22 protein-coding genes are annotated in these 23,372 nt (G+C 67.6%); 16 read left to right on the top strand and 6 right to left on the bottom strand.

Going from position 1 to position 23,372, the window contains the following annotated elements; genetic code table 11:
* Positions 1-8 precede the first annotated feature (8 nt).
* The 3 genes from ligA to WKF39_RS10990 all read left to right on the top strand — a co-directional run bounded on the left by ligA (position 9) and on the right by WKF39_RS10990 (position 3,303).
* Positions 9-2,111: an NAD-dependent DNA ligase LigA gene (gene ligA, locus WKF39_RS11000; RefSeq protein ID WP_340388296.1), complete on the top strand. Its 2,103-nt coding sequence runs from the start codon at positions 9-11 to the stop codon at positions 2,109-2,111.
* A 4-nt stretch (positions 2,112-2,115) separates the two neighbouring features.
* Entirely contained in the window at positions 2,116-2,364 is a 249-nt protein-coding gene (locus WKF39_RS10995) for a DUF1272 domain-containing protein (protein WP_340388294.1), read from the top strand.
* Between the two features lie 108 nt (positions 2,365-2,472).
* Positions 2,473-3,303: a pseudouridine synthase gene (locus WKF39_RS10990; protein ID WP_340388348.1), complete on the top strand. Its 831-nt coding sequence runs from the start codon at positions 2,473-2,475 to the stop codon at positions 3,301-3,303.
* Positions 3,304-3,318: 15 nt separating this feature from the next.
* Here the strand turns inward: WKF39_RS10990 and WKF39_RS10985 are convergent, their stop codons facing one another.
* On the bottom strand, positions 3,319-3,666 hold the full coding sequence (locus WKF39_RS10985; RefSeq protein WP_340388292.1) for a YrdB family protein: 348 nt from the start codon (positions 3,664-3,666) through the stop codon (positions 3,319-3,321).
* A 9-nt stretch (positions 3,667-3,675) separates the two neighbouring features.
* Positions 3,676-4,512 (bottom strand): alpha/beta fold hydrolase, encoded by an 837-nt coding sequence (locus WKF39_RS10980; protein ID WP_340388290.1) that lies wholly within the window; start codon positions 4,510-4,512, stop codon positions 3,676-3,678.
* Positions 4,513-4,650: 138 nt separating this feature from the next.
* Between WKF39_RS10980 and gatC the strand changes: the two genes are divergently transcribed.
* The 4 genes from gatC to WKF39_RS10960 all read left to right on the top strand — a co-directional run bounded on the left by gatC (position 4,651) and on the right by WKF39_RS10960 (position 8,390).
* Positions 4,651-4,959: an Asp-tRNA(Asn)/Glu-tRNA(Gln) amidotransferase subunit GatC gene (gene gatC, locus WKF39_RS10975; protein WP_340388288.1), complete on the top strand. Its 309-nt coding sequence runs from the start codon at positions 4,651-4,653 to the stop codon at positions 4,957-4,959.
* A 76-nt stretch (positions 4,960-5,035) separates the two neighbouring features.
* A complete protein-coding gene (gene gatA / locus WKF39_RS10970) occupies positions 5,036-6,553 on the top strand; it encodes an Asp-tRNA(Asn)/Glu-tRNA(Gln) amidotransferase subunit GatA (protein ID WP_340388286.1) in 1,518 nt (505 codons plus the stop codon).
* The gene (gatB, locus tag WKF39_RS10965; RefSeq protein ID WP_340388284.1) at positions 6,550-8,049 is read left to right on the top strand and encodes an Asp-tRNA(Asn)/Glu-tRNA(Gln) amidotransferase subunit GatB; all 1,500 of its coding nucleotides are present in this window, start codon (positions 6,550-6,552) and stop codon (positions 8,047-8,049) included. Before gatA ends, gatB begins: the two co-directional genes overlap by 4 nt.
* A 2-nt stretch (positions 8,050-8,051) precedes the next feature.
* Positions 8,052-8,390, top strand: coding sequence for an MmcQ/YjbR family DNA-binding protein (locus WKF39_RS10960; protein WP_340388282.1), 339 nt, complete (start codon positions 8,052-8,054; stop codon positions 8,388-8,390).
* 1 nt (position 8,391) lies between these two features.
* Here the strand turns inward: WKF39_RS10960 and WKF39_RS10955 are convergent, their stop codons facing one another.
* A complete protein-coding gene (locus WKF39_RS10955; RefSeq protein ID WP_340388280.1) occupies positions 8,392-9,276 on the bottom strand; it encodes an alpha/beta hydrolase in 885 nt (294 codons plus the stop codon).
* A gap of 159 nt (positions 9,277-9,435) precedes the next feature.
* A complete protein-coding gene (locus tag WKF39_RS10950) occupies positions 9,436-10,266 on the bottom strand; it encodes a hypothetical protein (RefSeq protein WP_340388279.1) in 831 nt (276 codons plus the stop codon).
* A 90-nt stretch (positions 10,267-10,356) separates the two neighbouring features.
* Between WKF39_RS10950 and WKF39_RS10945 the strand changes: the two genes are divergently transcribed.
* From WKF39_RS10945 to ilvC, 7 genes are all read left to right on the top strand, one after another.
* Positions 10,357-11,001 carry a SatD family protein gene (locus WKF39_RS10945; RefSeq protein WP_340388277.1) on the top strand — a complete coding sequence of 215 codons (645 nt, stop codon included), beginning with the start codon at positions 10,357-10,359 and terminating at the stop codon, positions 10,999-11,001.
* A complete protein-coding gene (locus WKF39_RS10940) occupies positions 10,998-11,699 on the top strand; it encodes a hypothetical protein (RefSeq protein ID WP_340388275.1) in 702 nt (233 codons plus the stop codon). The genes WKF39_RS10945 and WKF39_RS10940 overlap by 4 nt, the downstream gene beginning before the upstream one ends.
* A gap of 95 nt (positions 11,700-11,794) precedes the next feature.
* Positions 11,795-13,480, top strand: coding sequence for a dihydroxy-acid dehydratase (ilvD, locus tag WKF39_RS10935; protein ID WP_340388274.1), 1,686 nt, complete (start codon positions 11,795-11,797; stop codon positions 13,478-13,480).
* Positions 13,481-13,484: 4 nt separating this feature from the next.
* Entirely contained in the window at positions 13,485-14,915 is a 1,431-nt protein-coding gene (locus WKF39_RS10930) for an SDR family NAD(P)-dependent oxidoreductase (RefSeq protein ID WP_340388272.1), read from the top strand.
* Between the two features lie 139 nt (positions 14,916-15,054).
* The gene (locus WKF39_RS10925; protein WP_340388346.1) at positions 15,055-16,929 is read left to right on the top strand and encodes an acetolactate synthase large subunit; all 1,875 of its coding nucleotides are present in this window, start codon (positions 15,055-15,057) and stop codon (positions 16,927-16,929) included.
* Between the two features lie 228 nt (positions 16,930-17,157).
* Positions 17,158-17,688 (top strand): acetolactate synthase small subunit, encoded by a 531-nt coding sequence (gene ilvN / locus WKF39_RS10920; RefSeq protein ID WP_340388270.1) that lies wholly within the window; start codon positions 17,158-17,160, stop codon positions 17,686-17,688.
* Between the two features lie 22 nt (positions 17,689-17,710).
* Positions 17,711-18,739 (top strand): ketol-acid reductoisomerase, encoded by a 1,029-nt coding sequence (ilvC, locus tag WKF39_RS10915; RefSeq protein WP_340388268.1) that lies wholly within the window; start codon positions 17,711-17,713, stop codon positions 18,737-18,739.
* Between the two features lie 88 nt (positions 18,740-18,827).
* On the opposite strand, the gene WKF39_RS10910 is transcribed toward ilvC, so the two are convergent.
* Positions 18,828-20,276, bottom strand: a complete 1,449-nt coding sequence (locus tag WKF39_RS10910) for a PLP-dependent aminotransferase family protein (RefSeq protein WP_340388266.1) — start codon at positions 20,274-20,276, stop codon at positions 18,828-18,830.
* Between the two features lie 60 nt (positions 20,277-20,336).
* Between WKF39_RS10910 and WKF39_RS10905 the strand changes: the two genes are divergently transcribed.
* A complete protein-coding gene (locus tag WKF39_RS10905) occupies positions 20,337-20,486 on the top strand; it encodes a hypothetical protein (RefSeq protein WP_340388264.1) in 150 nt (49 codons plus the stop codon).
* Entirely contained in the window at positions 20,459-21,184 is a 726-nt protein-coding gene (locus tag WKF39_RS10900; RefSeq protein WP_340388262.1) for a hypothetical protein, read from the top strand. Before WKF39_RS10905 ends, WKF39_RS10900 begins: the two co-directional genes overlap by 28 nt.
* Here WKF39_RS10900 and WKF39_RS10895 read toward each other — a convergent pair.
* A complete protein-coding gene (locus tag WKF39_RS10895) occupies positions 21,088-23,358 on the bottom strand; it encodes an EAL domain-containing protein (RefSeq protein ID WP_340388260.1) in 2,271 nt (756 codons plus the stop codon). The genes WKF39_RS10900 and WKF39_RS10895 overlap by 97 nt on opposite strands.
* Between the last annotated feature and the right edge of the window lie 14 nt (positions 23,359-23,372).

The raw sequence follows: 23,372 nt of genomic DNA, 5'->3' as shown, positions 1-23,372 counted from the left end.
GTCGACCCATGGTGACGGACGACGACCTCAGGCAGCGACACAAGGAGCTGTCCGAGACGATCGAGGAACATCGGCAGCGCTACCACCGGGACGATGCTCCGACGATCTCCGACGGCGAGTACGACCAGCTGATCCGCGAGCTCGAGGGCTTGGAGGACCAGCTCCCCGAGCTCCGCACCCCCGACTCGCCGACCCAGCAGGTCGGCGGCATGATCTCGTCGACCTTCGAGGCATACGAGCACCGCGAGCGCCTCATGAGCCTCGACAACGCCTTCTCGATCGAGGAGCTCGAGGGCTGGCACGCCCGCATCCTCCGCGAGGGCGTCGACAACGCCGAGTTCCTCTGCGAGCTCAAGGTCGACGGTCTCGCGATCTCGTTGACCTACGAGGACGGCGTGCTGACCCGGGGTGTCACGCGTGGCGACGGGCGGGTCGGCGAGGACGTCACCGCAAATGTCCGCACGATCGGCGTGATCCCGCACCGGCTCAAGCCCTCGGAGATCTATCCGGTCCCGGCCTACGTCGAGGTCCGCGGCGAGGTGTTCTTCCCGACCCAGGCGTTCGAGGAGTTCAACAAGGCGTGGGCCGACTCGGGCAAGACACCGTTCTCCAACCCGCGCAACGCGGCAGCTGGCACGCTGCGCATGAAGGACTCGTCGGTGACCGCGAGCCGGCCGTTGTCGATGGTCTGCCACGGTCTCGGCTACCGCGAGGGATTCACCCCCGAGCGGCAGAGCGAGGCCTACGATGCGCTCAAGGCCTGGGGACTGCCGACGAGCGACCGCGCCAAGGTCCTGCCGGACCTCAAGGCCGTCGAGGAGTTCATCGATCACTACGGCGAGCACCGCCACGACGTGGTCCACGAGATCGACGGCGTCGTGGTCAAGGTCGACCAGGTCGCGCTGCAACGCCGCCTGGGATCGACCTCACGCGCGCCCCGGTGGGCCATCGCGTGGAAATACCCGCCCGAAGAGGTCAACACCCGGCTCCTCGACATCACGGTCAACGTCGGCCGCACGGGACGGGTCACGCCGTTCGGGGTCATGGAACCCATCCGGGTCGCGGGTTCGACGGTCCAGATGGCGACGTTGCACAACCAGCACGAGGTCAAGCGCAAGGGCGTCCTGATCGGCGACATGGTCGTCCTCCGCAAGGCCGGTGACGTCATTCCCGAGATCGTGGGACCGGTCGTCGCGCTGCGTGACGGCACCGAGCGTGAGTTCGTCATGCCGACCGAGTGCCCGTCGTGCGGGACCCCCCTGGCGCCGAGCCGCGAGGGCGACAAGGACATCCGCTGCCCCAACACCCGTTCCTGCCCCTCGCAACTACGCGAGCGATTGACGCATGTCGGCGGCCGAGGCGCGTTCGACATCGAGGTGTTCGGCTGGGAGGGAGCGACGGCGCTGCTCGAGGCCAAGGTGCTCGTCGACGAAGGCGGGTTGTTCTCGCTGACCGCGGAGCAGCTGCACCAGGTGCGGCTCTACACCCGCGCTGCCAAGAAGAAGGAGATCGAGGACGGTGCCGGCGAGCGGGTCCTCAGCGCCAACGGGATCGCGCTGCTCGACAACCTCGAGAAGGCCAAGGCCCAGCCGCTGTGGCGAGTTCTCGTCGCGCTGTCGATCCGCCATGTCGGTCCCACGGCTGCTCGGGCCCTTGCCACGCACTTCGCGTCGATGGAAGCGGTCCAGGGAGCCTCGGTCGAGACCTTGTCGGGCGTGGACGGTGTCGGTCCGACAATCGCGGACGCCGTGATCGAGTGGTTCGCGGTCGACTGGCACGAGGGCATCGTCACGCAGTGGCGCGACGCGGGCGTACGCATGCAGGACGAGCGTGACGAGTCGATCGTCCGCACGCTCGAGGGCCTCACGATCGTGGTGACCGGCTCGCTCGAACGGTTCACACGCGACTCGGTCAAGGAGGCGATCATTGCCCACGGTGGCAAGGCCTCAGGCTCGGTCTCCAAGAAGACCGACTACGTCGTGGTGGGTGACAACGCCGGGACCAAGGCCGACAAGGCCGGGGAGCTGGGTCGACCGATTCTCGATGAGGAGGGTTTCGAAAGGCTGCTGGCCGACGGCCCGGCAGCCCGGTCCGACGACGAGGAGTCCTGACGGCATGCTCGAGATTCGTCCCAATTGCGAGTGCTGCGACCGCGACCTCGACTCTGCGTCCACCGACGTCATGATCTGTACCTACGAGTGCACGTGGTGCCGCGACTGCGCCGACGAGGTCCTGCGTGGGGTCTGCCCCAACTGCGGCGGGGGTCTGGAGCGCCGCCCAGTTCGCCCCGCCGGCAAGCTTCTGCAGGACCCGGCATCGACTGTCCGCGTCTTCAACCCCGATTGCCTCGGCACTCGGACGTAGCATCGATGAGTGCCCCCACGTTCGCCGTTGCCCCCGCGCCACGGCCTTGGAGCTGCGTGGCTGCGCACTCCGGATCGTGATCGGCCACGGCCCGATCCGTGGCCCACGATGGGCGACTGGCTCCGGCACCGCGTGCCCGAACGGGTCGATGTCGCCCAGATGCTGGCGAACGACCGGTTCGTCTACGGCGACGGGCTGGCGGTGGCGGACACGCATCCTTACGCGCCCCACACGTTCGTGTGGTTCCACCGGGACCTGGCCGACGAGGTCGAGGTGCCCGGTGACATCCACATCGTGCATCGTGACGACCGGCTCGTCGTGGTCGACAAGCCCGCGTTCCTCTCTTCGATCCCGCGCGGTCGGCACGTGCGGGAGAGTGTCGTGGTGCGCCTGCGGCACGAGCTGGGGCTTCCCGAGCTGTCTCCTCTGCACCGCCTCGACCGGGTCACGTCCGGCCTGCTGATGCTGGCGACCGAGCGGCGATGGCGCGGTGGCTACCAGACGCTGTTCCAGGACAACGAGGTGCGCAAGACCTACCGCGCGCTGGCGCCGCTGCACCCGGACCTGGACCTCCCGGTGACCGTCCGCAACCACCTGGTCAAGCGCCGCGGCGCGTGGCAGGCGGAAGTGGTGCCGGATGCGCCCGTCAACGCCGAGACCCTCGTCGAGCTCGAGTCCCGGGCCGGCGATCTGGGCGTCTATCGCCTCACGCCACGGACCGGCCGCACCCACCAGCTGCGTGTCCACCTCGACGCGCTCGGCATCCCGATCGTCGATGACCCGCTCTATCCCACGGTGCAGGACATCGCACTCGATGACTTCGGCCGACCGCTGCAGCTGCTCGCCGACGAGCTGGCCTTCACCGACCCGTTCGACGGTATGGAGCGCCGCTTCGCGAGTGTCCGTGAGCTGCCGCTGACCGGTCCTGGTCCGGCCTGACTGGAGTCGGTGGACTCAGGCGTCCCGGCGAACGATGCCGCCGAACACCGCGATCGCGATGAGCGCGAAACCGATGCCCCACCACACGAGCCCGCCGGCCGCGGCATACAGCGCGACGGTCGAGAACATCATGACCTGCACCACGAACCGGGTCGGGTTGTCGAGGCGTCGCATCGACGTCGGCGCCATCCACTGGAACCAGATCCCGATCGCGACGAATGCCAAGAATGCGCCGAGGGCCCAGCCCTGCCACCCGCCGACAAGACCATGGCCGGCGAAGAGCAGCAGGACGAGCATCGCGAGCTCGCACATGAAGGCCAGTGCGTCGAGGATCCCGACGTCCTCGGGCTTGGTGGGTGGCACGGGACGAGACTAGACGCCGATGCGTCGTGAGATGACCTCGGCCAGCTCGGCCGGTCGCTCGTCGGGGATCCAGTGACTCGCGCCCTCGAAGACCTCGAGCTCGTAGGGTCCGGTGACGAACTGGGGCGTCAGCTCTGCGCCGCGGCGCACGAGGGCGGCGTCACCATCGCTCCAGACGTAGGTCGTGGGGACGGAGACCAAGCGGTTGAACCCGCCCGGCGCGAGGAACATCGAGCGGTAGTAGCCGAGCCCACCCTTGAGGGCGCCGTCCGCGATGATCTCGGTCCGGAACGCCTCGATCATCGGACTCGTCATGCCGGCACCACGCAGCAGCTTTTCCCCGGTGCCGTCCTGGCGGCTCAACAGCCACTCGGGAAGGAATGGGATCTGGAACAGCAGCATGTAGTACGACTTCAGGATCTGTGAGCTACTCAGCATCGACTTGAGGAAGGCGCCTGGATGCGCCACTGAAACCGCGGTCAGTGAGCGGATCGACTCGGGATGGTTGGCGGCCGTGCCCCACGCGACGGCTGCCCCCCAGTCGTGCCCGACGAGATGGACCGGCGTGCCGATCTCGTCGATCAGAGCCTTGACGTCCGAGACCAGCTCGGTGATCTTGTAGCCGAACCGCGACGACGGCCTGGCCCCGGGGGAGTAGCCCCGTTGGTCGAGCGCGTACGTCCGGAGCCCCTTGGCGTGCAGGTGCTCCGACACCGAGCTCCACGACGAGGCGCGCTGCGGGAAGCCGTGCAGGAGCACGACCGGCGTGCCGTCGACCGGGCCGCTGTCGATGACGTCGAAGGTGTAGGGGCCGTTGCGGAACTGCGTGATGCGCTGGGCAGACATGTCAGCATCCTCGCAGAGAACGCCATTATCTGGCACGGTGTGGCGCCCGGTCTTGCGGCAGGGTCGCGGTCACTAGGATGGATCAGCACCCACACCCGCAAGACCAACCCGCAAGACCAACCATCGCAAGGAAGTTGCATGTCTGAGCCCGTCAAGGGTATTTCCCGCGACGACGTCGTCCATCTGGCCGGCCTCGCGCGCATCGACCTCAGCGAGGCAGAGCTCGACCACCTCGCGTCAGAGCTGCCCCTCATCCTCGAGCACGTCGCGAGCGTCCAGCAGGCCGCCGGCGACGACGTGCCCGCGATGAGCCACCCGGTGCCGGTCGACAACGTGTTCCGTGAGGACGTCGTCCGTCCGAGCCTGACCCCCGAGGAGGCACTTGCTGCCGCCCCGGCCTCGGACCAGCAGCGCTTCCTGGTTCCCAAGATCCTGGGGGAGTCATGAGCGAGCGCCAGCGAGTGAAGCGTGGGGTTGTCATGACGAGTGCTCCTTACCGTTGCTTCTTCGAGGAGGTCTCGTCATGACCGAGCGCCAGCTGACCCGGCTCTCCGCCGATGAGATGGCCCGCGGGCTCGCCGCCAAAGAGTTCACTTCGGTCGAGGTGACCCAGGCAAGCCTCGACCGCATCGCGTCGGTCGACGGTGACATCCACGCCTTCCTGCACGTCGACCCCGAAGGCGCGCTCGCCACGGCAGCCGACGTCGACGACCGGCGCAGCAACGGTGAGCAGCTGGCCCATCTCGCCGGAGTGCCGATCGCGGTCAAGGACGTCCTCGCGACCAAGGGCATGGTCACGACGTGTGGCTCGAAGATCCTCGACGGCTGGATTCCGCCATACGACGCGACGGTCACTGCCAAGATCAAGGCCGCCGGTCTGCCGATCCTCGGCAAGACCAACATGGACGAGTTCGCGATGGGCTCCTCGACGGAGCACTCGGCCTATGGGCCGACGCGCAACCCGTGGGACCGTACCCGCATCCCCGGTGGCTCCGGCGGCGGCTCGGCCGCGGCCGTCGCCGCCTTCGAGGCGCCGCTGGCGATCGGCACCGACACCGGCGGCTCGATCCGTCAGCCCGGCGCGCTGACCGGGACGGTCGGGGTCAAGCCGACCTACGGCGGAGTCAGCCGTTACGGTCTCGTCGCGATGGCCAGCAGCCTCGACCAGGCCGGGCCGGTCACCCGTACGGTCCTTGACGCGGCACTTCTGCACGTGCTGATGGGCGGCCATGACCCCATGGACTCGACCAGCATCCCCGCGGCGGTTCCCGGTGTTGTCGCGGCGGCCCGCCGCGCCGACGTCAAGGGACTGCGCATCGGCGTCGTCACCGAGCTCGGCGGCGAGGGGTTCCAGCCCGGCGTCCGCGCACGCTTCGACGAGGCCGTCGAGCTGCTCACCGGCGCCGGCGCCGAGGTCGTGGAGGTCTCGATCCCGAGCCTCGAGCACGCCCTGGCTGCCTACTACCTCATCTTGCCGAGCGAGGCGAGCAGCAACCTCGCCAAGTTCGACGCGATGCGCTACGGCGTGCGCGTCGCGCCCGCCGGTGTCGACGACCCGAGCGCCGAGCAGGTCATGGCGTCGAGTCGAGACGCGGGCTTCGGTGATGAGGTCAAGCGCCGCATCATCCTCGGCACATACGCCCTCTCGAGCGGCTACTACGACGCCTACTACGGCTCGGCCCAGAAGGTCCGTACGCTTCTCGCACGCGACTTCGCGGCCGCCTTCGAGGGTGTCGATGTGCTGGTCTCGCCGACCTCTCCGACCACGGCCTACCCGCTCGGCGACAAGCTCGACGACCCGCTCGCGATGTATCTCGGCGACGTCGCCACGATTCCTGCCAACCTGGTCGGCATCCCCGGGCTCTCGCTGCCCGTCGGGCTCGCCGACGAGGACGGCCTCCCCGTCGGGCTGCAGTTCCTGGCTCCGCAGCAGGCCGATGACCGGCTCTACAACGCCGCCGCCGCCTTGGAGCGGCTGCTCGAGGACAAATGGGGTGCTCCGATGATCGCCCGGGCGCCTGAGCTGGAGGCGGCACGATGAGCGAGACTGAGACGCTGGTCCCGTTCGAGGAGGCGCTGACGCGCTACGACCCCGTGATGGGGCTCGAGATCCACATCGAGCTCAACACCGCGACCAAGATGTTCTGCGCCTGCCCCACAGAGTTCGGTGCCGAGCCCAACACGCAGGTGTGTCCCGTGTGCCTGGCGTTGCCCGGTGCGCTGCCCGTCGTCAATGCCAAGGCCGTCGAGTCGGCGATCCGCATGGGTCTCGCGCTCAACTGCGATATCGCCGAGTGGTGCAGGTTCGCCCGCAAGAACTACTTCTACCCGGACATGCCGAAGAACTTCCAGACCTCGCAGTATGACGAGCCCATTGCGCACGACGGCTTCGTCGAGGTCGAGGTCGACGGCGAGACCTACCGCATCGAGATCGAGCGCGCCCACATGGAGGAAGACACGGGCAAGGCGCTGCATGTTGGCGGTGCCACCGGACGCATCCACGGCGCGGACTTCTCGCTGGTCGACTACAACCGCGCGGGCATCCCGCTGATCGAGATCGTGACCCGCACGATCGAGGTGCCACCGGACAAGGCGCCCGCGGTCGCTCGTGCGTACGTGGCGTATGTCCGTGACCTGATCGGCGGCCTCGGTGTCTCCGACGTACGCATGGACCAGGGATCGCTGCGGGCCGACGTCAACCTCTCGCTCAAGCCCAAGGGGTCGACTGTGCTGGGCACCCGCTCGGAGACCAAGAACGTCAACTCGTTCCGGTCGGTCGAGCGGGCCGTACGCTTCGAGATCTCCCGCCACGCTGGCATCCTCGATGCCGGCGGCAAGGTCGTGCAGGAGACGCGGCACTTCCAGGAGGACACCGGTACGACGCTGCCGGGTCGGGAGAAGTCCGACGCCGATGACTACCGCTACTTCCCGGAGCCCGACCTCGCTCCCGTCTCGCCATCGCGCGAGTGGGTTGAGGAGCTGCGCCTGACGTTGCCGGAACCCCCGGCGGTGCGGCGTGCGCGGCTACAGGCCGACTGGGGATTCTCCGATCTCGACATGCGCGACACGATCGGTGCGGGCGCCCTCGACCTGATCGTCGAGACGGTTGAGGCCGGCACGACGCCGCAGGCTGCCAAGAAGTGGTGGCTCGGCGAGATGGCGCGCCGTGCCAACGAGACGGGCGAGGATCTCGACTCACTCGGCATCACCCCCGCACAGGTCGCCGAGATCCAGGCGCTGATCGATGCCGGGCGGATCAACGACAAGCTCGCGCGGTCGGTGTTCGATGGCGTCATCGCCGGCGAGGGCACGGCCGAGGAGGTCGTCGTCGGCCGGGGGCTTGAGGTTGTCTCTGACGATGGAGCCCTGGGCGCTGCCGTCGATCGCGCCATCGCCGGCGATCCGGACGCTGCCCAGAAGGTCCGCGACGGCAACCTCGGTGTCGCCGGTGCCCTGATCGGCGCCGTCATGAAGGAGATGCGTGGCCAGGCCGACGCGGGCCGGGTCCGCGAGCTGATCCTCGAGAAGCTCAGCTGATCGTGGACCCCGGCGGGCTGCTCGAGCGGGTGCGGTCGATCGCGCTGGCGCTGCCGGATGCCACCGAGCGGGTGAGCCACGGCTCGTCGGCCTGGTTCATCGGCCCTTCTCCGCAGTTCGCATCGTTTCTCGATCACCATCATGGCGTCGACTGGGTCGCGATCTGGGCCGCCTGCCCTGCCGGTGCGCGTGAGCCGCTGGTCGATGCCGATCCAGAGACATACTTCGTCCCGCCCTATGTCGGTGGGCGGGGCTGGATCGGTATGCGGCTCGACGAGCACACCGACTGGGATGCCGTCGCCGACCTGCTCGCCGATGCGTGGGAAACCGTGAAGAAGTAGCTCAGCCGATTCTGGCGATCAGGTGCTTGAGCTCGTCGAGGACGATGTCGGGGAATTCGATCGGGATGAAGTGCGTCGACTCGAGCTCGCGGAAACGCGATCCCTTGACTCGCTGTGACGCCGACAACATGTCGCGGGAGCCGGTCAGCATGTCCCACTTGCCAGCGATGAACGTCACCGGGATGTCGATGTTCGACAAGGAGACACGGCCGTGCTCGGAGACTCCGAGGGCGAGCTTGGCGTACCAAGCCGGATGGGTCGTGCAGAACTCCTGCATCAGCGTCCGCAGCTCGGAGGTGTTGGCCGCCGGGTTGATCAGCCGGGTCAGTCGCAACATGTTGGCGGTCGCATTGGTCCACGGGATACGCCGGGTCAGCGGGGCAAGCGCGTGCCCCGAGATCGAGGCGGAACGCGCGAGGCCGACCATGAGCTGCTTGGAGACCAGGGGCGGCAGTCGCAGGGGAGCGAGCATCGTCGCGAACGTGTTGCCGGGGACCCCGGCCACCGCGAGGATCCCGTCGACCCGTTCAGGATGCCGGGTGGCGAGCTCGAATGCGATCGTGACCCCGGCCGACCAGCTGGCGACGACGGCCGACTCGATGCCCGCGTGGTCCATCACGGCGATGGCATCCTCGATGAACGCCTCGAGATCGACCCGGTCGTCGGCGGGCCGCTCGGAACCGCCGACTCCCCGGTGGTTCCACGACACGACCCGCACGCCGCAGTCGGGATTCAGCAAGGCGGGCCAGGCGTGGGGATTGGTGCCCAGGCCGTTGGACAGGAACACGGTCGGTCCCTCGGCGTCGTTGGTCCACGCCCGCAGCCGGGTGCCATCCGCGCTCTCCACGTCGTAGTAGCGGACGAAGGCTGCGGTGGGTGGCTTCACAAGCGCTGATTGTCCCTGCCGTGCCGCTGCCGTGCAATTTCGGAGCCTTGGATGGTCCGGAATGGCGGCTGCTCGGCGGTGACCTAGCGACCTTTCGGCAGCTCGGAAAGGTCGCTGGTCCACCGCTCCCGCACCGCTGCAGTCCCGCTGACTTCGAGTTCAGCTCCGAGCCAGCACCGCATCGACGAAGCGCCGCTCGCCACCGTCCGACTGGGGCAGGAACACGCTCGGCTCCGTCAGCTTGAGCTCGATCACGAGAGGGGAGCCGTCCGCCGCCGTCACGAGGTCGACCCGCGCATAGAGGAACGTCGACCCGGTGATGCCCTCGGCGACCCTCATGGTGTGGTCCGCGATCTCACGCTGCGCCGCACTCGGCACCCTCGGCGTGATCGACTCGCGACTGTCGCGGTCCTGCCGAACGCCCTCGCCGCGCTCCAGCAGCGGGCCCTTGCGGATCGCGTGGGAGAGCTCGCCACCGAAGTAGAGCATCGCGGTCTCGCCCTCGTCGTCCACCGAGGAGATGTAGGGCTGGGTCATCGAGGTGCGGCCTGCCCCGATGAGCGATGCGCTGTGCGCGTAGACCTCCTCGGCAGTCGCCCACCGTGCGGTGTCCCGTGATCCGGCTGAGATCGTCGGCTTGACGACCCATTCGGCGTGCTCGCCGAGGTCATCGCCCTCGCCGACGTTCCACCGTGTCTCGATGATCGGGAGTCCGGCCGCCTCGAGCTGGCGGAGATAGACCTTGTCGGTGTTCCACGCCAGGACCTCATGGGGGTTGTGGATCCGGGGGACCGATGCCGCCCAGGCGAGGAACTCGGCGCGGCGCTCGATGTAGTCCCAGCACGATCGGATCACGACGGCTTCGTACGAGCTCCAGTCGACGGCCGGATCATCCCAGACCACGACCTCCGCCTCAGCGCCTCGGTCTTGTGCCGCGGCGAGGAGCAGCGGCAGATCGGCGTCGAGATCGCGGGCATACGTACTGGTCACGAAGGCTAGGGTCACGGCACCACGATAGGCACATCAGCCAGAGCAGCGTATGGCTTATATTTGTTCTAGTTCAGTGATAGTCTTATATTTATGACAGGCCAACAATCCGGTGTCGCCGTGATCATGGATCTGGTGGGCTCACGCCGTCAGCCCGATCGAGCTGACGCCCAGCGTCAGCTGGAGGCCGCACTGATCGAGGTCAACGCTGCCATCCCCGCGATGCAGCCCGTTGCGCCCACCATCGGGGATGAGTCCCAGGGCGCCTATGCCGATCTCGGCTCAGCGCTTCGCGCGACGTTGCTGCTGCGACTGTGCCTGCCTGCCCCGCTGGACTGTCGCTTCGGGCTCGGTGGCGGCACGTGGGAAATCGTCGGACGAAGCGAATACGGTCCGATGCAGGACGGGCCGGCCTGGTGGGCGGCGCGGGAGGCGATCGTCGAGGCCAAGAGTCGCGAGGTGCGCCGGCACAAGTCGTTGCGCAGCTGGTATGCCGTGGCAGATGGCGATGCCGGCGTGCATCCTCCCGTCGGACTCACCAACAGCCTCCTGATGTGCCGTGATGAGATCGTGAGCGGCATGAGTGACCGCACCCGGCGACTCGCGCTGGGGCTGCTGAGAGGTAGGACCCAGGTGGAGCTGGCACAAATCGAGGGCATCTCGCAGTCGGCGGTGTCGCAGAATCTGCAGCGCGGGGGCGCCTTCGCCCTGCTCGGCAGCACCGAGGTGCTCCGATGATCCTGCTTGCGCTGATGCTCCTGTCGTTGGGTGTCGCCGATCTCGCCCGGCCCCAGGATCAACCGGCCGATCGGCTCGCCGTGCTGCGCGCGGTCGGCGCCGGCGCCGCCGTCCAGGCGCTCGGCGCCTGGGGAGCGGGCCTCGACTGGCGGTGGGTTCTGCTGGGCATCGCCGTCCTGGTGGGCTGGGTCCTGACGACCCCGGTCGGCGCGCTCGCCGCCAAGGTCCACCCGTGGCCGATCGTCACCCTCGGCGCCCTGGCGCTCGGCATGCTCGCCGCCAGTGCCCACCTGCCGCGACCCGAGGGGTGGCTCACCGAGTGGTACGCCTCGCTCGCGCTCGGGTCGCTCAACGGTGTCGCTTTCGAGCGATTTGCCCTTGCCGCCGGGTGCATCGTCTTCCTGGTTGACTCTGCCAACATCATCGTGCGCATGGTCCTGGCCGGCACCGACCCCGGAGTCATGGCCAGCGAGCAGACGCTCAAGGGTGGCCGGGTGCTGGGACCCATCGAACGGGTCTTCATCTTCGCGATGGCGCTCTCGGGTCAGTACGCCGCGCTGACGGCCGTGGTGGCGGCCAAGGGCATCTTGCGGTTCCCCGAGATCTCCCGGGATGTTGCGGGGCGAAAGGCTGAGTACGTCTTGGTGGGCAGCTTCGTCAGCTGGTCGCTGGCGCTGATCTTCGTCCCGCTGCTGTAGCGCAGGGCTGATATCGGGCGCAATCAAGCCAGGGGCTGATATCGGTTGACCGTCCCTGCCTAGGTCGGTCCGGGGACGAGCCGTAATCTTGGACCATGCCCCCCGAGAACGAGATCGACATCAAGCCCCGCAGCCGCACCGTCACCGATGGCCTCGCGGCCACCGCGTCGCGAGGCATGCTGCGCGCCGTCGGCATGGGTGACGACGACTGGGCCAAGCCGCAGATCGGCGTCGCGTCCAGCTGGAACGAGATCACGCCGTGCAACCTCTCGCTCGACCGACTGGCCAAGGCGGTCAAGGTCGGCGTGCACGCCGGTGGTGGCTATCCACTGGAGTTCGGGACGATCTCGGTCTCCGATGGCATCTCGATGGGCCACGAGGGCATGCACTTCTCGCTGGTGAGCCGCGAGGTCATCGCCGACTCGGTCGAGACCGTCATGATGGCCGAGCGGCTCGACGGATCGGTCCTGCTGGCCGGCTGCGACAAGAGCCTTCCGGGCATGCTGATGGCAGCGGCGCGCCTCGACCTGTCGAGCGTGTTCCTCTATGCCGGCTCGATCATGCCAGGCAGCGTCGACGGCAAGGACGTCACGATCATCGACGCGTTCGAAGCCGTCGGTGCCTGCATCAAGGGCCTCATCTCCCGCGAGCAGGTCGACAAGATCGAGCGGGCGATCTGCCCGGGCGAAGGCGCCTGCGGAGGCATGTACACCGCCAACACGATGGCCGCCGCTGCCGAGGCCCTCGGCATGAGCCTGCCCGGCTCATCCGCCCCGCCCGCGATCGACAGCCGGCGCGACGCCTTCGCCGAGGAGTCCGGCAAGGCCGTCGTGGAGCTGCTTCGGCACGGCATCACCGCGCGCCAGATCCTCACCAAGCCGGCTTTCGAGAACGCCATCGCGGTGGTCATGGCGCTCGGCGGTTCGACCAACGCGGTGCTGCACCTGCTCGCGATAGCCCGTGAGGCCGAGGTCGATCTGACGCTCGACGACTTCAACCGGGTCGGGGACAAGGTCCCGCACCTCGGGGACCTGAAGCCGTTCGGCCGCTACGTCATGAACGACGTCGACCGGGTCGGTGGCATCTCGATCATCATGAAGACCCTGCTCGATGCGGGACTCATGGACGGTGACTGCCTGACGGTGACCGGCAAGACCATGGCCGAGAACCTCGCCCACATCGACATCCCGGTCGACGGAGACGTCATCCGTACCCTCGACAGGCCGATCCACAAGACCGGCGGCCTGACGATCCTGCGCGGTTCGCTGGCCCCCGAAGGCGCGGTCGTCAAGAGCGCGGGATTCGATTCGGACGTCTTCCGTGGCACCGCGCGGGTCTTCGACGGTGAGCGCAAGGCCATGGCCGCCCTCGAGGACGGCTCGATCGTGGCCAACGATGTCGTCGTGATCCGCTACGAGGGTCCCAAGGGCGGGCCGGGCATGCGTGAGATGTTGGCGATCACGGGGGCGATCAAGGGTGCCGGGCTCGGCAAGGATGTCCTGCTGCTGACCGACGGCCGGTTCTCCGGAGGTACGACCGGATTGTGTGTCGGCCATGTCGCACCCGAAGCGGTCGACGGAGGGCCGATCGCGTTCGTCCGTGACGGCGACCCGATCGTGCTGGACATGGCCAACCGCACCCTCGAGCTCGAGGTCGACGCCGACGAGCTCGAGGCCCGCAAGGTCGGCTGGGAGCCGTTGCCGCCGAAGTACACCAAGGGCGTGCTCGCGAAGTACGCCAAGCTCGTCAGCTCGGCGGCTGACGGCGCCGTCTGCGGCTGACCGCGTGACCGAATCGATCGATCCCGATGAGCTGGCCGTGGCACTCAGGGTGCTGGCTGCCGCCGAGCGGCTGGGCGAGGATGACCCCGACTACGTCGCGCTGCGCCGCGCCTGCGGCACGTTCTACAAGAACGTCAAGAAGCATCGGCGGCTCGACAAGCGGGCCCAGGTCGCGGCCGCCGACCGTGCGGTCGTGGCGACCACCGCCACCGGGTCACCGACGCGGATCGACGACGAGACCGAAGGCATCCCGCTCGTCTCGAATGCTGCCGGGGCCTCCGCGGGCACGTTGTTGGTCGCCCGGCCCTGCTACATCTGCAAGCAGAAATACACCGTCGTCGACGCCTTCTATCACCAGCTCTGCCCCGAGTGCGCGTCACTCAACCGGTCGAGACGCGACGCGCGGACCGATCTCACCGGCAAGCGAGCGTTGCTGACAGGTGGCCGCGCCAAGATCGGGATGTACATCGCCCTGCGGCTGCTGCGCGACGGCGCCCACACGACGATCACGACCCGTTTCCCGCATGATGCCGTGCGCCGCTTCACCGCGATGCCGGACAGCGCGGACTGGATCGATCGACTGCGCATCGTCGGGATCGACCTGCGCGATCCGGCCCAGGTCGTCGGGCTGGCGGACTCCGTCGCGGAGCAGGGACCACTCGACATCCTGATCAACAACGCCGCCCAGACCGTTCGACGTACGCCCGGGGCATACGCTCCGCTGGCCGAGGCCGAGTCGGCTCCGTTGCCGGACGGTCCTCTGCCGGAGCTGCTGACCTTCGGACACACCAGCGACGCCCACCCCGCCGCGTTGGTCGGCTCCGTGGATGCCCATCCGGTCCTCGCCGGCGACGCGCACACGGCCGAGGAGCTGACCTCGCTTGCACTGACTGCGGGATCGGCTGACCTGGACCGAATCGACGCGGGTGGCCTGGTCCCTGACACGGTCGACATCAACAGCTGGACCCAGCGCGTTCACGAGGTCGACGCGCTCGAGCTGCTCGAGGTCCAGCTGTGCAACACGACGGCTCCGTTCATCCTTGTGAGCCGGCTCCGCCCCTCGATGGCGGGAGCCGATGCGAGGCGCACCTACGTCGTCAACGTGTCGGCGATGGAGGGACAGTTCAGCCGCCGCTACAAGGGCCCGGGCCATCCGCACACCAACATGGCGAAGGCCGCGCTCAACATGCTGACCCGGACGAGTGCGGGGGAGATGCTGGAGCAGGACGGCATCTTGATGACTGCGGTCGACACCGGCTGGATCACCGACGAGCGTCCACACCCGACCAAGGTGCGGCTCGCGGAGGAGGGGTTCAAGGCCCCGCTTGACCTCATCGACGGGGCTGCGAGGGTCTACGACCCGATCGTGCGGGGCGAGGCCGGTGAGGACATCCATGGCGTGTTCCTCAAGGACTTCGAGGCCTCACCGTGGTGACGATCCCGGCGAATGTCGATACATCTCGTTCCACATGCTGGTACGTATCGTCTCAACACTTGACCACCCCCGCTCCGAGAGCGAGACTGTTGGCGTGCATGCAGAGATTCTCGTAGTACGCGACTGACGCGATGGCCTGATCCGGCCCCGCGTCTCCCTCGATTGCCTCCGGGCCGAGGGATTTTTTTATGCGAACAGCCGGGTCGCTCCGCGACATACGATTGACCGAAAACAGAAGGACGACATCATGACCGAGCAGCTCACGGGGGCCCAGAGCCTCGTGCGGGCGCTGGAGCACGCCGAGGTGGACACGATCTTCGGCATTCCGGGCGGCGCGATCCTGCCCGCGTACGACCCCCTCTTCGACTCCGAGAAGATCCGTCACATCTTGGTGCGCCATGAGCAGGGAGCAGGGCACGCCGCTCAGGGCTACGCGATGGTCACCGGCAAGGTCGGCGTCTGCATGGCGACATCCGGCCCCGGTGCGACCAACCTGGTGACCGCGATCGCCGACGCCCACATGGACTCGGTGCCGATGGTGGCGATCACGGGTCAGGTGCCCAGCGGCGCCATCGGCTCCGACTCGTTCCAGGAGGCGGACATCCGCGGCATCACGATGCCGATCACCAAGCACAGCTTCCTCGTGACCAATGCCGACGACATCCCGACGGTCATCGCCGAGGCGTTCCACATCGCCGGGACGGGCCGCCCCGGACCGGTGCTCGTCGACATCGCCAAGGACGCGCTGCAGGCGCAGACGACGTTCACGTGGCCGACCGACCTGGCGCTCCCGGGCTATCGTCCGACGACCCGCCCCCACGGCAAGCAGGTCCGCGAGGCCGCTCGGCTCATCGCCGCGGCGGAGCGTCCCGTGCTGTATGTCGGCGGCGGCGTCATCAAGGCGGAGGCCGCGGCGGAGCTCAAGGTGCTCGCCGAGATGACCCAGATCCCGGTCGTGACGACGTTGATGGCGCGTGGAGCGTTCCCCGACTCCCATGAGCTGCACCTCGGGATGCCGGGCATGCACGGGACCGTCGCCGCCGTCGCTGCGTTGCAGAAAAGCGATCTGCTCATCTCGTTGGGTGCGCGGTTCGACGATCGGGTGACGGGGCAGCTCAAGTCGTTCGCACCCCTCGCCAAGGTCATCCACGCCGACATCGACCCGGCCGAGATCTCCAAGAACCGCACGGCCGATGTCCCGATCGTCGGTGACTGCCGTGAGGTCATCGCAGACCTGATCTCGACCCTGCAGAAGCAGGCCGCCGAGGACGGGGTCGAGGGCGACTACACCGCGTGGAGGACCCAGATGCTCGGCATCAAGGAGCGGTATCCGGTCGGCTATGACAAGCCCGAGACGGGACTGGCCCCGCAGACCGTGATCGAACGGATCAGCGCGATCGCCGGTCCCGAAGCGACCTACACCGCTGGCGTTGGTCAGCATCAGATGTGGGCCGCGCACTACGTCGACTACGAGCGGCCGCGCCAGTGGCTCAACTCCGGCGGGCTGGGGACGATGGGCTATGCCGTCCCTGCCGCGATGGGCGCCCAGGTCGGTCTGCCCGGCACGGTGGTGTGGGCGATCGACGGCGACGGCTGTTTCCAGATGACAAACCAGGAGCTCGCAACCTGCGCGATCGAGGGCATCCCGATCAAGGTCGCGGTCATCAACAACTCGTCGTTGGGCATGGTCCGACAGTGGCAGACCTTGCTCTATGAAGGCCGCTATTCCAACACCGATCTCAACACCGGCCCGGAATCGATTGGCGCCCGACGCATACCGGACTTCGTCAAGCTCGCCGAGGCGTATGGCTGTGTGGGCCTGCGTTGCGAGACCGAGGAGGACCTCGATGCGACGATCGAGAAGGCGATGGCGATCAACGATCGCCCCGTCGTGATCGACTTCGTGGTCGAGCGGGATGCGATGGTGTGGCCGATGGTCCACGCCGGCACGAGCAACGACGCGATCCAGATCGCTCGCGATCTTGCTCCCGAGTGGGACGAGGAGGACCTCTGATGACCACCCCAAGGCTTCAGCACCCAATCCGACCTCGGCCAACCGAGGGCGCACCCACTCATACGGCCACCGCACCCGAGAGGAAGACCCACTGATGTCCCAGCACACTGGTGGCGTGACTCCCCAGCGCATGGAGCAGGTGGCGTTGGCTGAGCACCCAACTCGACCTCGGCCAACCGAGGGCGCGCCCACTCATACGGCCACCGCACCCGAGAGGAAGACCCACTGATGTCCCAGCACACTTTGAGCGTGCTTGTGGAAAACACTCCTGGCGTTCTCGCCAGGGTCTCGAGCCTGTTCATGCGGCGCGGCTTCAACATCGACTCGTTGGCAGTCGGTCCCACCGAGATCCCTGAGATCTCGCGGATGACGATCGTCGTCAACGTCGACGAGCTGCCCCTCGAGCAGGTGACCAAGCAGCTCAACAAGCTCATCAACGTGCTCAAGATCGTGGAGCTCGACTCCCACAGTGCAGTCGAGCGTGAGCTCATGCTGATCAAGGTCAAGACCGATCCTCAGACCAGAGGGCAGGTGCTGGAGACCGTCCAGCTCTTCAGGGCTAAAGTGGTCGACGTTGCCACCGATGCCGTGACGATCGAGGCGACCGGCGACGCGGGCAAGCTCACCGCGATGCTGAACGTTCTCGAACCGTTCGGCATCCGCGAGATCGCCCAGTCGGGACGCGTGGCAATCGGCCGCGGATCCCGTTCCATCACCGACCGCACACTTCGCGCCGTTCCCGGCACGCAAGCAGGCTGAACACTTCAAGGAGTAGTACCCCGTGGCTGAACTCTTTTACGACGACGACGCAGATCTGAGCATCATCCAGGGACGGCACGTGGCTGTCCTCGGTTACGGAAGCCAAGGTCATGCGCACGCCCTCTCGCTTCGCGACTCAGGGGTCGACGTGCGCGTCGGCCTGCTGCCCGGCTCCAAGAGCCGCGCCAAGGCCGAAGCCGAGGGGCTTCGTGTCCTCGATCCCGCCGAAGCGGTCGAAGAGGCCGATCTGATCGTCGTCCTCGCTCCTGACCCGGCCCAGCGCAAGCTCTACGCCGATGCGATCGAGCCCAACCTGGTCGACGGCGATGCGCTGTTCTTCGGGCACGGGTTCAACATCCGCTACGGCTACATCAAGCCGCCTCTGGGCGTCGACGTCGCCCTCGTGGCACCCAAGGGCCCCGGCCACCTCGTGCGCCGTGAGTTCGTCGAGGGCCGTGGTGTGCCCAACATCATCGGTGTCGAGCAGGATGCCACGGGCAAGGCGTGGGACCTCGCGCTGTCCTACTCCAAGGCAATCGGCGGAACTCGCGCCGGTGCCATCAAGACGACCTTCACCGAGGAGACCGAGACCGACCTGTTCGGCGAGCAGGCGGTCCTCTGCGGTGGTGTCTCGCAACTGATCATGTATGGCTTCGAGACCCTGACCGAGGCCGGGTACCAGCCCGAGGTCGCGTACTTCGAGGTCCTCCACGAGCTCAAGCTCATCGTCGACCTGATCTATGAAGGTGGTATCGCCAAGCAGCGCTGGTCGGTCTCCGACACGGCCGAGTACGGCGACTACGTCTCGGGCCCCCGGGTGATCGACCCTTCGGTCAAGACCAACATGGAGGCGGTCCTCAAGGACATCCAGGACGGCACGTTCGCCAAGCGGTTCATCGACGACCAGGATGCCGGGGGACCGGAGTTCCTGGCGCTGCGCAAGACCGGCGCCGAGCACCCCATCGAGGCCGTCGGCAAGCAGCTGCGTGGACTCATGTCGTGGGTCAAGACGTCCGACAACGATTACGTCGAGGGCCAGGCCGGCCGCTAGCACCAGTGGTCCTCCGGCTGAGCCTGACGTTTCGTATGCCGACACGCCCGCGTGTCCGCACACACTCGTCAGGCCCAGCGGGGGAGTTTCAGGCGATGAGCTCGAGGGTGTCGCTGCGGCCGTGGTCCGGCCCGCTCGCGATGTCGCTGACGACGTCGTCGTAGGCGATTCGGAGCCGTCGAACGGCCTCGGACAAGGTCTCGTGGGACTGCGTGTAGGGCAGGCGCAGGTGTCGCTCGCCGACCGATCCCGAGTGGGTGAAGAATCGCGGTCCCGGCGTCAGCAGCAGTCCGTGCCGGCCGGCCGCGGTCGTCAGCCGTGACGACATACGGTCGGGCAGGGTGACCCAGAGGCTGAGCCCGCCCGCGGGGCACGGCGCCTTGATGTCCGGCAGCTCCCGTGCCAGCTCGGCGAGCAGGTGGTCGCGGGCAGCCCGCAGCCGCGCCCGCCCGGCTGCCGCGGTCTGGCCACCTTCGGTGAGCAGCTCGGCGAGCACCAGCTGGTCGAAGGCCGACGAGCCGATGTCGTCCATCATGCGCGCCTGCACGATCGGCATGATCGCGGCCTTGGGTGCCCGGATCCAGCCCACTCGGAGTCCGCCCCAGTAGGACTTGGAGGATGATCCGATCAGGAGCGCCCGCGGATCGTATGTCGCGAAGACCGGCGGCAGATCGACGCCGTCGAGGTTGATCTCACGCAGGGACTCATCGACGACCGGCACGACATCGTGCCGGCGGAGCTCACGTGCCCAGGCAACCCGCTCCTCGTCACTCATCACGGCAGCGGTCGGATTGTGGAAGTCAGGGACGATGTATGCGGCGCGGTGCGGCGAGCCTTCCAAGGCAGATCGCAGGGCCGCCGGATTCCACGGCGTCGTGTCGATCGGCAGCGCTGTCAGTCGACCGCCGGCTGCTGCGAACGACTCATGGGCATGCGGATAGCTCGCCCCCTCGACGATCACCCGCTGTCCCGGCGCGAGCAGCGCGCGAGCCAGCAGTGAGACCGCACCCATCGCCCCGCTCGTCACGATGATCTGGTCGGGATCGGTTGGCAGGCCCCCGTCGGTGTAGTGCTGGGCGAGGATCTCCCGCAGGGTTGGCAGACCGTCAGGTAGATAACCGGTCGTTGTCAGGAGGCCGGGGAGCTTCGTGGCGGCAATCTCGAACGCACGTGCCAAGCCGGGCGGACCGACCGGAGCCGAGTAGGTCAGCGCGATCGTGTCGGCATCGTCCGGTGTGATGATGAGGCTGCTGGCACTCGATGCAGAGATCGGGATGCTGACGACGCTGCCCGAGCCCTGCCGTGACGTGAGCAGGCCCGTGCCGCGCAGCTCGGCATACACCCGAGTCGTGGTGGTCCGGCTGACCCCGAGCGCCGCCGCAAGCTCTCGCTCGCTCGGCAGCCGGGTCCCGTCGGCGACCCGGCCGTCCACGACCAGGAGGCGGATGAGATCGGCGAGCTCGCGATAGGCCGGACCGGTCCCGCGGGACGGTCCGAGGAGATCGGCTAGTCGGCGGGCGGAGATCGCAAGGGTCACAAGGCCACTGTCTCACAATTGGCTATATGTTTAAAGACCAGTTGCGGACACGATGGAGTCATGAACATCTTCGTCGGGCTGATCCTCCTGTTGGGGGTGCTCGCGTCGCTGGCGCGCACCATCGCGCGGGATGGGTCGGACTCGCGGATGCCCCCGCGGAGCCATCCGGAGGAGGTCGGCTCATGGGTCGAGCAGCAGCTCCGGCGATGAACGGCATGTCAGCCAGGCTCGTCCGTCTTCTGACCGGCTTGTTCCTCTACGGATTCACGATGGCGATGATGGTCGAGTCGACCCTGGGCCTGGACCCGTGGGACGTCTTCCACGAGGGCCTCGCCGAGCGACTGCCGCTGAGCTTCGGTCAGGTCGTGATCCTGGTTGGCGCGGTCGTGCTGCTGCTGTGGATCCCGCTGCGCCAGCGACCCGGGATCGGGACAGTGCTCAACGTCATCGTGATCGGTCTGGCGGCTGATTTCGGCATCGCCGTCATCGCGCAGCCCGATGAGCTGTGGCTACGAAGCCTGCTGCTCATCGGGGGAGTTGTGGGCAACGGGTTCGCCGGCGCCCTCTACATCGGCGCCAGGCTTGGTTCGGGTCCCCGTGACGGGCTGTGGCTCGGGCTGGTGAGGCGAACCCGCTACAGCGTGCGCTTCTGGCGCACAGCGATCGAGCTCACGGTGCTCGCCGCCGGATTCCTGCTCGGCGGCACCGTGGGGTTCGGCACGGTGCTGTACGCCCTCACGATCGGGCCGATCGTGCAGTTCTTCCTGCCCCGCGTCGAGGTCGCCGGTCCCGCCGGAGCGGTCGGCGGTCCTCAAGCCTCGTCCGGCACGATCCTCAGCCGGGCTCCCGCAGCCGTGGAGAGCGGCACGGGGCCGACCCCGTCCGCGGGCACGGGGGACGCGGAGTAGATACCGGGGGCGGAGTCGTAGTCCAGGAGGCGCAGCTCGACCAGCTGCTCGGCACGCTCGACTCCGTCGGCCACGACCAGAAGTCCGCAGCTGTGGGCCGCATTGACCAGCAGCGTGAGCAGGTCGTCCGACCCCGGGTCGTCGGAGCTGACGAGATCCTTGTCGACCTTGATGGCATCTGCGGGAAGATGCTGCAGCTGTCCGATCGGAGTCCGTCCGGTGCCGAAGTCGTTGATGCTGATGAACACTCCGGCGTGGCGCAGCGCGCTCAGAGAGAGGACTGCGTTGGGCACGTCCACCAGCACCATCTCGGTGACCCCGATCGTCAGCCGGTGCGGCGGCAGACCTGCCCGCGCCAACACGGTCTTGACGTATGCCACCAGATCCGGGGCGGCGAGCGTCCGGCCGGAGATCGTCACCGCGACCGTGAGGTCCCCGTGCCGGTCCGGATCCGCGGCGGTCAGCTCTGCGAGCTCGGTCGTCGCCTGGTCGAGAACCCACCGGTCGATCCGGCAGACGAGGTCGGACATCTCGGCAATCGGCAGGAAGGTTGCCGGCTCCTGGGGGGTGTGTCCGGGGCGATTCCACCTGAGCCGTGCCTCGTAGCCGTCGATGACATCTGTCTGGACCGCGACGACGGGATGGAAATGGACCTCCAGCTCCCCGGCTTCCAGGCCGGCGCCGAGTGCGGCTTCGAGCGCGGCGCATTCGCCCAGCTCACGCCGCAGACGACTGTCGAACATCTCGATCCGGCCCCGCCCGCCCGACTTGGCCCGCCGGACCGCGACGTTGGCCTCACGCAGCAGCTCGTCAGGATCGATACCGCCATCCATGCTGGTGGAGGCGCCGATGCCGGCCGCGATCGTGACGAGCTGACCTGACACGTGGATGGGCTGGCCGATGACCCACTGGAGCTGCGCCGCCAGTCGCGCGGTGTCCTGGTCGGAGGACACCGAGTCGATCAGGATCGCGAACTGGTCGCCGGCGAGGCGCCCGACCGTGTCGACATCACGAACTGCTGCCCGAAGTCGCTGCGCCACGGTGCGGAGCGCCAAGTCACCCACGCCGTGCCCGTGGCGGTCGTTGACGCCGCCGAAGTCGTCGAGGTCGACCACGAGGAGGCCAACCGATGTGCCCTCTCGCTGACCGCGCCGGAGCGCCGCGCCGATCAGCTGCCGCATGTAGGAGCTGTTGACCGTCCCGGTGAGGGAGTCGTGGGATGCCTCGTGGAACAGGTCAGACTCGAGCCGATCCCGCTGACGCACGGTGGTGCGGATCTCCTCGATGTTGTAGGCCATCCGCCACACGACCAGGAGGGACAGCGCGCTGGCGCCCAGGACCACGGTCCAGGTATGGACGTGGTGTCCCCGGATCTCCTGCACGATCACCAGCAACGGGGCGATCAGGGTGGCGCCGACGAGCGCCGAGAGGCGGCGGGCCGTGAACGGTGTGGTCCTGAGCGGGCTGGGTGTGGAGAGTTGCGCCATCGTGGGGTGAAGAGCGGTAACGCCGAACAGGACGTACGAGCCCAGCCAGAGCAGATCCAGCACGCCCGTGTAGTCGGTGGTCGGCTGCGTGGCGAAGATCGTGTCGGCGATGAACAGCGGAATCATCGCGCCGACCAGAAGGCGGAACGCCGTGGAGCGGCCCCCGGGGACGGCAACCAGACGGATGACCAAGGCCAGCAGCAGGATGTCTGCCAGGGGATAGGCCGCCGCCAGCGTCCGCTGGAGCACCGTCGCCGCCGTGTCGTCGAGGATGGGGTCTGCGACGAACACCCAGGACAACAGGCCGAATCCGATCGTGACGATGGCGCTGTCGATGAGACCCGCGAGGTCTCGGCCGGGACCTCGTCGCCTGCGGATCAGGATGGTGATGCCGGCGCCGATCAGCGGATACGCGGCGAGGTACGCCACGTCCGAGACGTAGGGCGACAAAGACATCGCGTCGGCGGTCTCATAGAGGATGTCGCCGGTCGCCGATGCGGCCTGGCCTGCGGCAATGAGGTACCACGGTGTTGCACTGACCGGCTTGTTGATGCGAACGCCGAGGAGAATCGCCATGACGCAGGACAGGCCGACCACGGTGTACAGCAGCGTGTGGGGCAGGCCGTCGGGCAGGACGAAATAGCCTGCTGTCGCCACCGCCCCGGCAGCCAGATAACGCCAATACATGAGTCCAAGTCTGC

Origin of the sequence: Aeromicrobium sp., from assembly GCF_037719875.1 — a bacterium.
Lineage (GTDB): Bacteria > Actinomycetota > Actinomycetes > Propionibacteriales > Nocardioidaceae > Aeromicrobium.
Note: the sequence above shows the minus strand (reverse complement) of the source record. Positions and strands in the feature narration are given on the sequence as shown.